At 59.9% G+C, this 14526-nt stretch carries 15 protein-coding genes; all 15 read right to left on the reverse strand.

Going from position 1 to position 14526, the window contains the following annotated elements:
• Positions 1-166 precede the first annotated feature (166 nt).
• The 15 genes from HX805_RS05270 to hscB all read right to left on the reverse strand — a co-directional run bounded on the left by HX805_RS05270 (position 167) and on the right by hscB (position 14520).
• Positions 167-958 (reverse strand): amidohydrolase, encoded by a 792-nt coding sequence (locus HX805_RS05270; protein WP_177027909.1) that lies wholly within the window; start codon positions 956-958, stop codon positions 167-169.
• On the reverse strand, positions 946-2094 hold the full coding sequence (locus HX805_RS05275) for a pyridoxal phosphate-dependent aminotransferase (RefSeq protein ID WP_003209660.1): 1149 nt from the start codon (positions 2092-2094) through the stop codon (positions 946-948). The genes HX805_RS05270 and HX805_RS05275 overlap by 13 nt, the downstream gene beginning before the upstream one ends.
• Positions 2095-2203: 109 nt before the next feature.
• The gene (gene der, locus HX805_RS05280; protein WP_003209661.1) at positions 2204-3673 is read right to left on the reverse strand and encodes a ribosome biogenesis GTPase Der; all 1470 of its coding nucleotides are present in this window, start codon (positions 3671-3673) and stop codon (positions 2204-2206) included.
• 139 nt (positions 3674-3812) lie between these two features.
• Positions 3813-4964 (reverse strand): outer membrane protein assembly factor BamB, encoded by a 1152-nt coding sequence (bamB, locus tag HX805_RS05285; protein WP_003209662.1) that lies wholly within the window; start codon positions 4962-4964, stop codon positions 3813-3815.
• Positions 4957-5598 carry a tetratricopeptide repeat protein gene (locus HX805_RS05290; RefSeq protein ID WP_003209663.1) on the reverse strand — a complete coding sequence of 214 codons (642 nt, stop codon included), beginning with the start codon at positions 5596-5598 and terminating at the stop codon, positions 4957-4959. The genes bamB and HX805_RS05290 overlap by 8 nt, the downstream gene beginning before the upstream one ends.
• 40 nt (positions 5599-5638) lie before the next feature.
• Positions 5639-6928: a histidine--tRNA ligase gene (gene hisS, locus HX805_RS05295; protein ID WP_003209664.1), complete on the reverse strand. Its 1290-nt coding sequence runs from the start codon at positions 6926-6928 to the stop codon at positions 5639-5641.
• Positions 6929-6951: 23 nt separating this feature from the next.
• Entirely contained in the window at positions 6952-8061 is a 1110-nt protein-coding gene (gene ispG / locus HX805_RS05300; protein WP_003209666.1) for a flavodoxin-dependent (E)-4-hydroxy-3-methylbut-2-enyl-diphosphate synthase, read from the reverse strand.
• Between the two features lie 4 nt (positions 8062-8065).
• Complete coding sequence (locus HX805_RS05305; protein WP_003209667.1) at positions 8066-9058, reverse strand: RodZ family helix-turn-helix domain-containing protein; 993 nt, start codon at positions 9056-9058, stop codon at positions 8066-8068.
• Positions 9058-9816, reverse strand: coding sequence for a type IV pilus biogenesis/stability protein PilW (gene pilW / locus HX805_RS05310; RefSeq protein ID WP_008438284.1), 759 nt, complete (start codon positions 9814-9816; stop codon positions 9058-9060). Before pilW ends, HX805_RS05305 begins: the two co-directional genes overlap by 1 nt.
• A 12-nt stretch (positions 9817-9828) precedes the next feature.
• Positions 9829-10977, reverse strand: coding sequence for a 23S rRNA (adenine(2503)-C(2))-methyltransferase RlmN (rlmN, locus tag HX805_RS05315; protein ID WP_003209670.1), 1149 nt, complete (start codon positions 10975-10977; stop codon positions 9829-9831).
• A 30-nt stretch (positions 10978-11007) separates the two neighbouring features.
• Positions 11008-11433 carry a nucleoside-diphosphate kinase gene (ndk, locus tag HX805_RS05320; protein ID WP_003175956.1) on the reverse strand — a complete coding sequence of 142 codons (426 nt, stop codon included), beginning with the start codon at positions 11431-11433 and terminating at the stop codon, positions 11008-11010.
• 91 nt (positions 11434-11524) lie between these two features.
• Entirely contained in the window at positions 11525-11725 is a 201-nt protein-coding gene (gene iscX, locus HX805_RS05325) for a Fe-S cluster assembly protein IscX (protein ID WP_177116667.1), read from the reverse strand.
• Positions 11726-11739: 14 nt separating this feature from the next.
• Positions 11740-12081: an ISC system 2Fe-2S type ferredoxin gene (fdx, locus tag HX805_RS05330; protein ID WP_003209674.1), complete on the reverse strand. Its 342-nt coding sequence runs from the start codon at positions 12079-12081 to the stop codon at positions 11740-11742.
• Between the two features lie 3 nt (positions 12082-12084).
• Positions 12085-13947, reverse strand: a complete 1863-nt coding sequence (gene hscA, locus HX805_RS05335; protein WP_177116668.1) for a Fe-S protein assembly chaperone HscA — start codon at positions 13945-13947, stop codon at positions 12085-12087.
• A gap of 51 nt (positions 13948-13998) precedes the next feature.
• Positions 13999-14520, reverse strand: a complete 522-nt coding sequence (gene hscB, locus HX805_RS05340) for a co-chaperone HscB (RefSeq protein WP_008438289.1) — start codon at positions 14518-14520, stop codon at positions 13999-14001.
• Positions 14521-14526 lie beyond the last annotated feature (6 nt).

Below are 14526 nucleotides of genomic sequence, written 5' to 3' on the forward strand. Positions count from 1 at the left end.
CGGGACGAGAATCCAGGGGCCTTTTTATTGGAATTTGTGGTGATTTTAAGGGCCTCTTCGCGAGCAAGCCCGCTCCCACATTTTGACCGCGTTCTTTCAGGTAGCGCAGGACGAATGTGGGAGCGGGCTTGCTCGCGAAGGCAATCTATAAGGCGGCGAAAATCCTTCAGGTGAACTCGAAGCTGTCCGCATCCAGGTTCGCCGGGAAGCGCGTGCGGTACTGCGCCAATTCCGCTGCGTCCAGGCACACCTGGAACACCCCGTCCGCCTCCCCTGCGCTCAGCAGGCTTTCGCCCTGGAAGTCCACGACCTGGCTGTCGCCGGTGTAGGCAAAGCCCTTGCCGTCCGTGCCCACCCGATTCACCGCCGCCACGTAGCACAGGTTTTCAATGGCCCGTGCCGGCAGCAGACGGTTCCAGTGCTGGCGACGTGCGCCCGGCCAGTTGGCGGTGTACAGCAGCAAGTCAGTGTCCTGGGCGTCACGACTCCACACCGGGAATCGCAGGTCGTAGCAGATCAACGGACGAATCCGCCACCCCTTGAGTTCGAACTGCACCTGGCGCTCGCCGGGGGTGTAGTGGTCGTGTTCACCGGCCATACGGAACAGGTGACGCTTGTCGTAGTGCAACACCTCACCATCCGGTCGCGCCCACAGCAGGCGGTTGCGGTGACTGCGGTCGGCGGCCTGGATGATCACGCTGCCGGTGATCACCGCGTTGTACTTCTTCGCCTGGGCCTGCAGCCATTGATGGGTGGGGCCGTTTTCAGGCTCGGCGAGGGTTTCCGATTCCATCGAGAAACCGGTGGTGAACATCTCCGGTAGCACGATCAGGTCGGCACCCTTGGCCTGTTCCAGCAACAGTTCAAAATGCTCCAGGTTGGCCTGGCGGTCGTGCCAGGCCAGGGTGGTTTGCACCAGGGCGATGTTCAGGTTGGGCAGTGCACTCAGATCACGCATAGTTTCTCGGCTGCTTGACGCAGCGTCTCCTCGCGTTTGGCAAAGCACAGTCGCACCAGGCGCTGCCCTTGCGGTGGGTTCCGATAGAACACCGAGACCGGGATGGTTGCTACACCATGCTCGCGGGTCATCCATAGCGACATGGCGACGTCATCCAGGTCCGGGCGAATCTGTGAGTAATCCACCAATTGAAAGTAGGTACCGGCCACCCGGGTAAAGCTGAAACGCGACGGTTCCAGCAGGTCGCAGAACAGGTCGCGCTTGGCTTGATAAAAAGCCGGCAGCTCCTCGACGTGTTCCGGGTGTTCGGCCATGAAGTCTGCCAAAGCGTACTGCAACGGGGTCACGCCGCAAAAGTTGACATATTGATGCACCTTGCGCAGCTCGGCGCTGAGGGCCGGAGGCGCAACCACGTAGCCGGTTTTCCAGCCGGTGACGTGGTAGGTCTTGCCGAACGAACTGACCACAAACGCACGCTGATACAGCTCTTCGTGAGCCAGCACGCTGACGTGGGGCACACCGTCGAACACCAGGTGCTCGTAGACCTCGTCGCTGACCAGGTAGATGTCGCGGTCGCGGATCAACTCGGCCAACTGGTCCAGCTCGGCACGGCTGATCAGGGCACCGGTGGGGTTATGCGGGCTGTTGAGGATGATCATGCGGGTGCGCGGCGACAGCGCAGCGCGCAGTTGCTCGAAGTCCAGGGCGAAATCATCCAGGCCCAGTTGCACGTGTACGCAGCGACCGCCTGCCAGTTCCACAGAAGGCTCGTAGCTGTCGTAGGCCGGATCGAACACGATGACTTCATCACCGCTGCGGATCACCGCCTGGATCGCACAGAAGATCGCTTCAGTGGCGCCTGGGGTGATGGTCACTTCGCTGTCGGCATTCACCGTTGCGCCATAGCTGCGGGCGATCTTGGCCGCCACTTGCTGGCGCAGTACCGGCAGGCCGGTCATGGGGGCGTATTGGTTATGGCCCAGGGCAATGTGTCTGCCCACTCCATCGAGCAACTCCTGGGGCCCGTTAAAGTCGGGAAAGCCCTGGGACAGGTTGAGCGCACCGGTTTCGGCAGCGAGTTGCGACATGGTGGTGAAGATGGTGGTGCCGACATTCGGCAGCTTGCTGGTGATCATCGGTGCGCCCCTTGCGGTGAGCCCCAAGTTTTAAGCTGCATGCCGCGAAGGGTCAACCGCCAGGCACAAAAAAAGGGCTCCGAAAGAGCCCTTTTTCAACCGATCAGGATCAGCGCTTGTCGCGGCGCTTTTTGTCGGCCTTCTTGTGGTGCGTCATCATCCGGCGCTTTTTGTTGACCTGGCGGTCGGTGAGGCTGTTCTTGTTACCTTCGTACGGGTTCTCGCCACCCTTGAACTCGATACGGATCGGCGTACCGACCAGTTTCAAGACACGGCGGTAGGTATTTTCCAGGTAACGCACGTAGGACTTCGGCACCTTCTCCAGCTGGTTACCGTGAATCACGATAATCGGCGGGTTGGCACCACCCAAGTGAGCGTAGCGCAGCTTGATCCGACGGTTGTTGACCATCGGCGGCGCGTGCTCGCTGACCGCATCTTCAAGAATCTGGGTCAGGCGGTTGGTTGGCCAGCGGGTGACCGCGGACTTGAACGAGTTCTGCACCGAGGCGTAGAGGTTACCCACGCCGGTACCGTGCAGTGCCGAGATAAAGTGGATATCGGCAAACTCGACGAAGAACAGGCGACGCTGCAGCTCGACCTTGACGTAGTCGCGCTCGCTTGGCGTCATGCCGTCCCACTTGTTGATCGCAATCACCAGGGCGCGACCGGCTTCCAGGGCAAAGCCCAGCAAGTTCAGGTCGTGGTCTACCACGCCTTCGCGGGCGTCCATGACGAAGATCACTACGTTGGCGTCTTTGATCGCCTGCAGGGTTTTCACCACGGAGAACTTTTCAACTTCCTCGTGGATCTTGCCGCGCTTGCGCACACCGGCAGTGTCGATCAGCGTGTACTTCTCGTCGTTACGCTCGAACGGGATGTAGATGCTGTCGCGAGTGGTGCCCGGCTCGTCATAGACGATTACCCGGTCTTCACCGAGCATGCGGTTGACCAGGGTCGACTTGCCGACGTTCGGACGGCCGATGATCGCGATCTTGATACCGTCTTTTTCGCTTGGGCCAGGAATGCGCTTGGCTTCCTCGCCTTCGGCAACGATTTCTTCTTCGCCTTCGACTTCATCCACGTCATCACGCGGGAAGTCGCGCAGGGCGATTTCCAGCATCTGGGTGATGCCGCGACCGTGGGCACCGGCGATCGGGATCGCATCGCCCAGGCCCATCGGGCTGAACTCGGCGCGGGCCATTTCAGGATCGATATTGTCGATCTTGTTGGCCACCACGTAGGAACGCTTGTTGCGCTTGCGCAGGTGCTCGCCAATCATCTGGTCTGCAGCGGTGTAGCCCGCGCGGGCGTCCACCAGGAACAACACGACATCAGCTTCTTCAATGGCCAGCAGCGACTGCTCGGCCATCTTTTCGTCCATGCCATGCTCGTCACCGGAGATACCACCGGTGTCGACAATAATGTAGGAGCGCCCTTGCCACTTTGCCTCACCGTATTGGCGATCACGGGTCAGACCGGACAAGTCGCCGACGATGGCGTCGCGAGTCCTGGTCAGGCGGTTGAACAAGGTGGACTTGCCGACGTTCGGTCGGCCCACCAGGGCGATTACGGGAACCATGCGGCTCTCCACTTCGTTATTTCAGAAAATACAAAAGCCGCTGCAAGGCAGCGGCTGGTGCTCGGGGCAGCGCTCGAAAGCGCCGCATGCCCTGCCGAAGCAGGGCCGCCTGGGAATTACCCCAAGCATAGTCAAACCATTACTTGATGGTCAGCGCTTCCAGTTTGCCGCTGTTGCCATACACGTAAAGCATGTTACCTACCACCAGCGGACGGGCACGCAGGCCGTCGCTGTCGATACGTTCGCGACCCACGAAGCGACCGTCCACCTGGCTCAGCAGGTGCAGGTAACCTTCAAAGTCGCCTACCGCTACGTAGCTGGAGAACACTTCCGGTGCCGACAACTGACGGCGGGCCAGGGAGTCGTTGCTCCACAACGCAGTGGTGGAACGCTCGTCGACACTTTCAACGGTGCCGGACGCCAGGCTTACGTAGACGCTGCCAAACCCTTGGGCGACACCGGCGTAGCTGGAAGCATCACGCTGCCAGTTGATCCGGCCGCTCTGCACGTCCAGCGCCGCAACACGGCCCTGGTAAGTCGCGACGTAAAGGGTATCACCCGACAGCAGCAAGCCACCGTCGATGTCCACTACGCGGTCCAGTTCCGAACGACCTTGAGGAATCGCGACCCGGGTTTCCCAGGCCGGGACGCCGTTCTGGGTGTCCAGGGCGACCACTTTACCGGTCGATAGGCCTGCCAGTGCCAGGTTGCTGGTTACAACCGGACCGCTGGTACCGCGCAAGGTCAGGACCGCCGGCGTGCTGTCATACAACCAGCGCTGGTTACCGGTGGCGGCGTCGAGGCCGATCACACGGTCATCCTGGGTCTGCACGACAACCACGTCACCGTTGGTAGCCGGTGGCGAGAGCACTTCACTGGTCACGCGAGCGCGCCATTTCTCTTCACCGGTGCTCGAATCCAGTGCCACGACGTCGCCTTTCAGCGTGCCGAGCATCACCAGGCCAGAACCCACGCCAACGGCGCCGGACACAGGCAGTTCGAGGTCTTTCTTCCACTTGACGTCGCCGTTCATGCGATCCATGGAGACCACAACACCGGTGGAATCAGCGGCGTAGATAGTGTCACCGTCGATCGCCGGGACCATCAGGTTGTACAGATCGCCCTGACCGTCACCAATGGAGCGGCTCCACTGCTTTTGCAGGACCACTTCTTCCTTGAAGCTGGTCAGCTCGGCCGGAGGCAGTTCTTTTTTGCTGTTGCTGCTGCAACCCGCGGCCAAAACGGCCAGAGCCAGCAATGCTGCATGTTTCCAACGGATCACGTCACGCATCCCCTTTGGCCAAGTCGTCGAGCTTGATTTGTAAGCCACCGACCGCCGCTTCATCAGACAGCGCCGCCTTGGCTTTTTGGTACGCAGCATTGGCTTCGTCGGTACGACCCAATTGGACCAGAAGGTCGCCCTTGAGCTCTTCACGAGTGGCCAGGAATGCCTTGTCAGCATCGCCGTCGAGCAGTTTCAGTGCTTCGTCGGCCTTGTTCTGTGCCGCCAGTACCTGAGCCAGACGCTGACGTGCGATTTCACCCAGTGTCGGGTTGGCCGGCTTGTCGGTGATGGCTTTCAGCTCGGAGGCGGCGTCATCCAGCTTGCCGTTGTCGACCGCAACTTTTGCGACGAACAGGCTACCGTATTGCGCGTAGGTGCTACCGCCGAATTCGCTCTTCAGCTTGCCGGCCAGGTCTGCAACCTGGGCCAGGTCAGGCTTGCCGTTTGGCGTCAGCGTGGTTTCCAGCAGTTGCTGATAGATAATCGAGGCGCCTTGCGACTGGTTAGCCTGATACTTGTGCCAGGCTTGCCAGCCGAACACCACTACTAAAGCCAGCAAGCCGCCAGTGACCAGGGGCTTGCCGTTGCGCTGCCACCAGTCTTTGAACTCGGCCAGCTGGTCATCATCAGTACTCGACACCCCAATACTCCTTAATCGCTAAATCGGCTGTTTGACAGCTTCAACCCTGCACGATGCAGGTGGCCAGGTGCGCTGCAAGCGCATCAAAGGCAATGCTTTGTTGTTCACCCTGACCACGCAGGGGTTTGAAACTTACCACTTGCTGGGCCAATTCATCATCACCCAGGATCAGTGCATACAACGCACCGCTCTTGTCGGCTTTCTTGAACTGGCTTTTGAAGCTGCCGGCGCCGGCATTGACTTGCAGGCGCAGGTTCGGCAGTTGGTCGCGCAGTTTCTCGCTCAGGGCCAGGGCAGCCAGTTCGGCCGCCTCGCCAAAGGCACAGAAGTACACGTCCACCTGACGGGAGATTTCTTCGGGAACCTGCTCCAGGGTTTCCAGCAGCAGGATCAGCCGCTCGATGCCCATGGCAAAACCTACGCCGGTGGTCGGCTTGCCGCCCATCTGCTCGACCAGGCCGTCGTAACGACCACCGGCACACACCGTGCCCTGGGCGCCGAGCTTGTCGGTGACCCACTCGAACACGGTCTTGCTGTAGTAATCGAGGCCACGCACCAGTTTCGGGTTGATGACGTAAGGAATACCGGCTGCATCCAGGCGAGCCTTGAGGCCCTCGAAGTGGATACGGGACTCGTCGTCCAGGTAGTCGGCCATTTTCGGCGCGTCCACCAGTACGGCCTGGGTCTCGGCGTTCTTGGTGTCCAGTACCCGCAGCGGGTTGGTTTTCAGGCGACGCTGGCTGTCTTCGTCCAGCTTGTCCAGGTGGGCCGACAGGAATTCCACCAGGGCTTCGCGGTAGCGGCCCCGGGATTCGCTGGTGCCCAGGCTGTTGAGTTCAAGCTTGACCGCATCACGGATGCCCAGCATGCCCCACAGGCGCCAGGTCAGCACGATCAGCTCGGCGTCGATGTCCGGACCGTCTAGGTTGAAGACTTCCAGGCCGATCTGGTGAAACTGGCGATAACGGCCTTTCTGCGGACGCTCGTGGCGGAACATCGGGCCGATGTACCAGAGCTTCTGCGGCTGACCACCGCCGGTGAGGCCATGTTCGAGCACCGCACGCACACACGCGGCAGTACCTTCCGGACGCAGGGTCAGGGAGTCACCGTTGCGGTCTTCGAAGGTGTACATCTCTTTTTCGACGATGTCGGTCACTTCACCGATGGAGCGCTTGAACAGCTCGGTGAACTCGACGATCGGCATGCGGATCTGCTTGTAACCGTAGTTATCCAGCAGGCGCGCGACAGTGCCCTCGAAGTAGCGCCACAGGGGCGTCTGCTCAGGCAGGATGTCGTTCATGCCACGAATGGCTTGCAGAGACTTGCTCACATCAAATCCTTAAATTCGTTCGATCAGCCGCGCGCGATAACCGCTGCGTCAGCTTCGACCTTTTCGGCCGCTTTCTGGCGGATCAGCCGTTCCAGCTCATCCACCAGATTGTCATTCGTCAATTTCTGCGACGGCTTGCCGTCGATGTAAATCAGGTTTGGCGTACCACCGGTCAGGCCCACATGGGCCTCTTTGGCCTCACCCGGCCCGTTGACCACACAGCCGATCACCGCGACATCCAGCGGCACCAGCAGGTCTTCGAGGCGTACTTCCAGTTCGTTCATGGTTTTCACCACGTCGAAGTTCTGCCGCGAGCAGCTCGGGCAGGCAATGAAGTTGATGCCACGGGAACGCAAATGCAGGGATTTGAGAATGTCGTAACCGACTTTCACTTCCTCTACCGGGTCTGCCGCGAGGGAGATGCGAATAGTATCGCCAATCCCGTCGGCCAGCAGCATACCGAGACCCACCGCAGATTTCACTGTGCCTGAGCGTAAACCGCCGGCTTCGGTGATACCCAGGTGCAGCGGCTGGACGATTTCCTTGGCCAGCAGGCGGTACGCTTCTACCGCCATGAACACGTCGGAAGCCTTTACGCTGACCTTGAAGTCCTGGAAATTCAGGCGTTCAAGGTGTTCTACGTGGCGCAGCGCGGACTCGACCAGTGCGGCCGGCGTCGGCTCGCCGTATTTCTTTTGCAGGTCTTTTTCCAAGGAGCCGGCGTTGACGCCGATGCGAATTGGAATCCCGCGATCACGGGCGGCATCCACCACGGCGCGAACCCGGTCTTCACGACCGATGTTGCCCGGGTTGATCCGCAGGCAATCGACGCCCAACTCGGCCACGCGCAACGCGATCTTGTAGTCGAAGTGGATATCGGCGACCAGCGGCACCTTGACCAGTTGCTTGATGCGGCCAAAGGCTTCGGCAGCGTCCATATCCGGTACGGATACACGCACGATGTCGACGCCCGCCGCTTCCAGGCGGTTGATCTGGGCGACAGTGGCCGCCACATCATTGGTGTCGCTGTTGGTCATGCTTTGTACTGCGATGGGGGCATCGCCGCCCACCGGCACCGAGCCGACCCAGATCTTGCGCGATACGCGACGTTTGATTGGAGATTCGCCGTGCATGACTTTATTGTCCCAACTTGAGGCGAGCAGTCTCGCCACTGGTGAACGGCGCCACGTCCACAGGCTGGCCGTTGTAGGCCACTTGCGCGCCACGGGCAAAGCCCAGACGCAGCGTCAAAGGAGGCTTGCCGCCCTGGTCAAGTGTATCTCCCTTACGCTTCAGACCACTGAACAGCACCTTGCCGTTGCCATCGGAGACTTGCGTCCAGCAGTCAGCGACGTAGGTAATTTGTACTCGGCCATCACCGGCGATCAGTACCGGGGTGGTTGGCGCGGAAATCGCCGGGGCGACGGGAGCCGTTGTTGCCGGAGCCTGCGCCGGTACTGCTGGCGTTGCTGGCGTATGAGCTGGAGCAGCAGGCGTCACTGCAACCGCTGGAGCGGGTGCGACGGGTGCCACTGCGGCGGCAGTACCTGCTTCGGGCGCAGGCTGCTCGGCACTTGGCTCTGCCTCAGGCGCCGCCTGACCCTGGGCCACGGCCTGGTCTTCCGGCTCATCCAACGGATGAATCTGGGTGGTGCCGTCGGCGCTTTCGACTTCGACGTGCTCCATGGCGTTGCTGGACAAGTCCTTGCCACGCTGGGCGGTCTGATCCTGCCACCATACAAAACCACCGCCGATCACGGCGATGAGCAGCAACAGGCTGACAATGCGCAAAATGGTGTGGGAAACCCGCACAGGCTCTTCAATGCGGCCAAGACCATGGACATTGCTGCCCTGGGAATCGGTACCGGTGATTTGGTCGAACTCCTGGACCAATGCAGCCTGGTCGATACCCAGCAACTTGGCGTAGGCGCGGATATAGCCGCGGGCAAAGGTGTGCCCTGGCAGCTTGTCGAATGCGCCAGCTTCAAGGTTGCCCAATGAAGTCGTGGTCAAATTGAGCTTGAGGGCCACTTCTGCCAGCGACCAACCATTGCTTTCGCGGGCCTGACGCAAGGTCTCGCCTGGGTTTCCACGATTAGCTGCTACAACTTCCGGGTGCGCCGCTTTCATCATTGCTCCGACAGGTATTGCTGATATTCCGGCGTACCGGGATAGAGTCGTTCGAGTTGCTGGCCAAAACGTGCGGCCTTGTCGCGTTCTTCATGAACCGTCGCCAGGCGCACACCGAGCAATAGACTACGTGCATTTTGCCCGCTCAGCAGGCTAAAACGCTCGTAATAGTCACGTGCCGGCACATAATGCCTGTCTTCGAAGGACAACTCAGCCATTTCGAGCAAGGCCCGTGGCTGGCGCTGGTTCAGGTGCAGGGCTTTTTCCAGTTGCTGGCGTGCGGTGTCGCGCTGGCCGAGAAGCATTGAGGTCACCCCCAGGTTCTCGAAAACCCGCGAACGCTCAGGATAGAGGGTATCGGCCGCAGCCTGCTGGAAATATTCGGATGCCTGGGCATAACGTTTCTGCGCAAACAAAAAACTGCCGTAGTTATTCAGCAGTCTTGGGTCGCCAGGGCGTGTGGCCAGGGCCTTGTGGAAATATTGATCGGCCAATTCAGGCTCGGCCTGGGCCTGGAACACCAAAGCCAGCGCAGCATTGGCGTCAGCGTCGCTGCCATCCAGCTCAAGGGCCTTCTTCAGCGGCACCTTGGCCTGTTCGGTCATCCCTTGCTGCAAGTACCCCAAGCCCAGCTGCACATAGGCAGCGCGCGCTTCGTCACGGCCCTTGCCGGTTTGCAACGGGCTGTCATGGCCCGATGAAACACAGCCAGCCGCGAGGCTGGCAACAAGCAAAAGCAGCGCAAGGCGCAAGGGCATAGAGATCCTCTCTCAGGTTCGAGTCGCGGCGCTTTGCGGCATATCGTCGGCGGCACTCAATTCACGCACGGCGATATAACGTTCGCTGCGACGGGTGCGATCCAGCACCTGTCCTACCAATTGGCCACATGCCGCATCGATGTCTTCGCCGCGGGTGGTGCGCACGGTGACATTGAAGCCTGCATGGTGCAGTTGATCCTGGAAACGGCGGATGGCGTTATTGCTCGGCCGCTCATAGCCAGAATGGGGAAACGGGTTAAACGGAATCAGGTTGATCTTGCACGGTACGTTCTTGAGCAACTCGATCATCTCGACCGCGTGCTCGACCTTGTCGTTGATGTCCTTGAGCATGGTGTACTCAATGGTCAACACACGCTTTTCGCCCAAGGTCGCCATGTAGCGCTGGCAAGATTCGAGCAGCATCTTAAGCGGATACTTCTTGTTGATCGGCACCAATTGGTTACGCAATGCGTCATTCGGTGCGTGCAGCGACAACGCCAGGGAGACGTCGATGTGCTTGGCCAGCTCATCGATCATCGGTACCACGCCGGAGGTCGACAGGGTCACGCGGCGCTTGGAGATACCGTAGCCCAGGTCGTCCATCATCAGGTGCATGGCCGCGACAACGTTGTCGAAGTTCAGCAGCGGCTCGCCCATGCCCATCATCACCACGTTGGTGATGGCACGGTCGGCGGTCGCCGGGATGCTGCCGAACGATTTATTGGCAATCCACACCTGGCCGATGACTTCGGCGGCGGTGAGGTTGCTGTTGAAACCTTGCTTGCCGGTGGAGCAGAAACTGCAGTCCAGGGCACAGCCTGCCTGGGACGAAACGCACAGAGTGCCGCGCTTGCCCTGGGGAATGTACACGGTCTCGACGCAGCTGCCGGACGCCACGCGCACCACCCACTTACGGGTGCCGTCGGTGGAAATGTCCTCGCTGACCACTTCGGGGCCGCGAACTTCGGCAATGGCCTTGAGCTTGTCGCGCAGGGCCTTGCTGACGTTCGTCATGGCGTCGAAATCATCGACGCCAAGATGGTGAATCCACTTCATTACCTGAGCGGCACGAAAACGCTTCTCCCCGATTGAGTCGAAGAATTTTTCCATTTCCTGTTGAGTCAGACCCAGCAGGTTGGTTTTTGCAGTCAATGTAGTCATGGATTCACCTTCGCTCTTTTAAGCCAATGCTTAGCGAGCGGTTACTTCAGTAGCAGCGAAAAAGTACGAGATTTCGCGGGCAGCAGCGGCTTCGGAGTCCGAACCGTGAACGGCGTTGGCGTCGATCGATTCAGCGAAGTCAGCACGGATGGTGCCGGCCGCAGCTTCTTTAGGGTTGGTAGCGCCCATCAGCTCACGGTTCAGAGCGATAGCGTTTTCGCCTTCCAGAACCTGAACAACAACAGGACCGGAGATCATGAAGGCAACCAGGTCGCCGAAGAAACCACGAGCGCTGTGCTCAGCGTAGAAGCCTTCAGCTTCGGCTTTGGACAGTTGCTTGAGTTTCGAAGCTACAACCTTCAGGCCGGCTTTTTCGAAACGAGTGGTGATCTCGCCGATGACGTTTTTTGCAACAGCGTCAGGCTTGATGATGGAGAAAGTACGTTGAACAGCCATGGTGTAACTCCAGAAACGGTAATTTGCGAAAAATTAAACCCGCGAATTATACGCGGGTTCTTGGGTATTGCCTAACTGCGTAAGGGAGGCTTCAGTCCTGCTCTTCTTTCCAGGCAGTCTGAATAGCTTCAAGCACCTTTTCACCGCCGCGTTCCCGGTCATCTTCGAACCCTGGCAAGGCCATGACCATGTCACGCAAAGCTACAAAGTTCAGCGAATAAGGGTTCAAGTCCGGGTGACCATCGGCCAGCAGGATAGCGATTTCTTGTACATCAACCCATTTAAGACTCATGACACTTCCTTGAATCAGTGCGGCGCTTCGGCGGCATGGTTGAGCGAATACTTCGGAATTTCGACGGTAAGGTCTTCTGTTCCCACTTTTGCCTGACAGCTCAATCGCGACGTCGGCTCAAGGCCCCACGCCCTATCAAGATAGTCCTCTTCCAGCTCATCAGCCTCTTCCAGGCTATTGAAACCTTCGCGAATGATGCAATGGCACGTGGTACAGGCGTTAACGCCGCCGCAGGCGCTTTCGATCTCGATGTGGTTATCGTGAGCGACTTCGAGAATGGACTTGCCGGTCTCAGCCTCCACAACCATACCGTCCGGGCAATGCTCGGCGTGTGGCAGAAAAATGATCTGCGGCATCAGTTAATCCTCAAGTTCGTTCAAGTTGCGGCCCGCCAGGGCGGCTTTCACCGTCTGGTCCATGCGACGGGCGGCAAAGGCATCGGTCACTTGCGACAGGCGCTTGGTCTGTTGCTCGATGGCGTAACCATCGGTGCCTTTCATCAATTCAGCCAGTTCCTGCATTTGCAGGTCGATGACCATGCGCTCTTCGGCATCCAGCAGACGCTCGCCGTCAGCTTCAAGGGCGCCCTGCACCGCTTCGAGCAGGCGCTGGGCGTCGACTTGCTGCTCACGCAGCACGCGGGCGACCTTGTCGTCACCGGCGTACTGGAACGAATCCTTGAGCATCTTGGCGATTTCGCCGTCGGTCAGGCCGTAGGACGGCTTGACCTGGATGCTGGCTTCAACGCCGGAGGCCAGTTCGCGAGCGGCAACGCTGAGCAAGCCGTCGGCGTCGACCTGGAAGGTCACGCGAATCTTCGCCGCACCAGCCACCATCGCAGGAATGCCGCGCAATTCGAAGCGCGCCAGGGAACGGCAGTCGCTGATCAGCTCACGCTCGCCTTGCAGCACGTGAATCATCATGGCCGTCTGGCCATCTTTGTACGTGGTGAAGTCCTGGGCGCGGGCAACGGGGATGGTGGTGTTGCGTGGAATCACCTTCTCCATCAGGCCGCCCATGGTTTCCAGCCCCAGGGACAACGGGATCACGTCGAGCAGAAGCAGTTCGCCACCATCACGCTTGTTACCGGCGAGGGTATCGGCCTGGATCGCGGCACCGATAGCCACCACTTGATCCGGGTCGATTTCAGTCAGCGGCTGACGGCCGAAGGCTTCAGCGACCGCCTCACGAACACGCGGCACGCGGGTCGAACCACCCACCATGACCACGGCGACCACGTCTTCCAGCTCGACACCGGAATCACGCACGGCGCGGCGGCAGGCTTTCAGGCTGCGGGCGACCATCGGTTCGATCAACGAATCGAACGCTTCGCGGGTCAGTTGAGCCGACCAGCTACCGTAGGAAACTTCAACCGACGCAGCGTCAGTCAGCGCTTCTTTGGCGTCACAGGCAGTTTGCAGCAAATTACGTTGCGCACCCGGGCCCAGGTCGGCAGACAAGCCGGCACTGGTGATGATCCAGCCAGCAATGGCGTGATCGAAGTCATCGCCACCCAGGGCGGTATCGCCACCGGTAGCCAGCACTTCGAAGACACCGCCGGTCAGGCGCAGGATCGAAATATCAAAGGTACCGCCGCCCAGGTCGTAAATAGCCACCAGGCCTTCGGCGTGCTGATCCAGGCCGTAAGCCACAGCGGCTGCGGTCGGCTCGTTGAGCAGGCGCAGCACGTTCAGGCCGGCAAGTTTCGCCGCATCCTTGGTGGCCTGGCGCTGAGCGTCATCGAAATATGCAGGAACAGTAATCACCGCACCTACCAGTTCGCCACCCAAGGTGGTCTCGGCGCGCTGGCGCAAGACCTTGAGGATATCGGCCGACACTTCCACCGGGCTTTTCGGGCCCTGGATCGTGTCGATGAACGGCATATGTGATTCGCCGCCGACAAAGCGGTAGGGAAGCTGGTCGCCCAGCTGCTTGACGTCGGACAAACCACGACCCATCAAGCGCTTGACCGACAGCACGGTATTCAAAGGATCGGTAGACGCCGCCAGCTTGGCCGACTCGCCCACTTCGGTGCGGTCAGCATGATAACGCACGGCAGACGGCAGGATGACCTGGCCATCCGCGTCGGGCAGCGGCTCGGAAAGACCGCTGCGCAATGCAGCGACCAGCGAATTGGTAGTGCCCAAGTCAATCCCGACCGCCAGACGACGCTGGTGCGGTTGAGGACTTTGACCGGGTTCGGCGATCTGCAGTAGGGCCATGGTAATCAGGACTTATCTGTATATCAGGCGTGCAACCTGGGCGGCACTGGGTTAATCGTCGAGGCGCTCTTCTAACTGGCGCACTTCGTAGGTGAGCTTGTCGAGGAACTGCATGCGCCGCATCAGGCGTTCGGCCTGTTCACGTTGCGCTGCATCATCCCAACAGGCTGCGAAGCTTTCGTTGAGTTCATCCTGGGCCACTTTCAGACGGCGCTTGAACACTGCGACTCCGGCCAGATCAGCCTCGTCCTGCAGTTCTTCGAGTTCTTCGCGCCATTGCATCTGCTGCATCAGGAAATCAGGGTCCTGGACCGTGACTTCAAGCGGCAGCTCGCGACCGCCCATCGCGAGCAGGTAGCGCGCGCGTTTGGGAGGGTTCTTGAGCGTCTGATAGGCTTCGTTGAGGCTGGCTGATTGCTCCAGCGCCAGGCGTTGCTCACGCTCGGAAGCGTCAGCGAAGCGGTCCGGATGCACCCCACGCGCCAGTTCACGGTAGCGCGTGGCAAGCTGTTCAAGGTCCAGTCGAAAACTCGGCTGCAGCTCAAACAAAGCGAAATGACAAGGAGTACCCACGATCAG

It is taken from the genome of Pseudomonas sp. G5001 (assembly GCF_013385475.1).
Taxonomy (GTDB): Bacteria; Pseudomonadota; Gammaproteobacteria; order Pseudomonadales; family Pseudomonadaceae; genus Aquipseudomonas.

Bases quoted from the DNA above. Each gene is read 5' to 3' on its own strand.
- bamB (WP_003209662.1), bottom strand. From the start codon at position 4,964: ATGCGTGACGTGATCCGTTGGAAACATGCAGCATTGCTGGCTCTGGCC.
- pilW (WP_008438284.1), bottom strand. From the start codon at position 9,816: ATGCCCTTGCGCCTTGCGCTGCTTTTGCTTGTTGCCAGCCTCGCGGCT.
- ispG (WP_003209666.1), bottom strand. From the start codon at position 8,061: ATGCACGGCGAATCTCCAATCAAACGTCGCGTATCGCGCAAGATCTGG.
- der (WP_003209661.1), bottom strand. From the start codon at position 3,673: ATGGTTCCCGTAATCGCCCTGGTGGGCCGACCGAACGTCGGCAAGTCC.
- HX805_RS05270 (WP_177027909.1), bottom strand. From the start codon at position 958: ATGCGTGATCTGAGTGCACTGCCCAACCTGAACATCGCCCTGGTGCAA.
- iscX (WP_177116667.1), bottom strand. From the start codon at position 11,725: ATGAGTCTTAAATGGGTTGATGTACAAGAAATCGCTATCCTGCTGGCC.
- fdx (WP_003209674.1), bottom strand. From the start codon at position 12,081: ATGCCGCAGATCATTTTTCTGCCACACGCCGAGCATTGCCCGGACGGT.
- HX805_RS05305 (WP_003209667.1), bottom strand. From the start codon at position 9,058: ATGAAAGCGGCGCACCCGGAAGTTGTAGCAGCTAATCGTGGAAACCCA.
- rlmN (WP_003209670.1), bottom strand. From the start codon at position 10,977: ATGACTACATTGACTGCAAAAACCAACCTGCTGGGTCTGACTCAACAG.
- ndk (WP_003175956.1), bottom strand. From the start codon at position 11,433: ATGGCTGTTCAACGTACTTTCTCCATCATCAAGCCTGACGCTGTTGCA.
- HX805_RS05275 (WP_003209660.1), bottom strand. From the start codon at position 2,094: ATGATCACCAGCAAGCTGCCGAATGTCGGCACCACCATCTTCACCACC.
- hscA (WP_177116668.1), bottom strand. From the start codon at position 13,947: ATGGCCCTACTGCAGATCGCCGAACCCGGTCAAAGTCCTCAACCGCAC.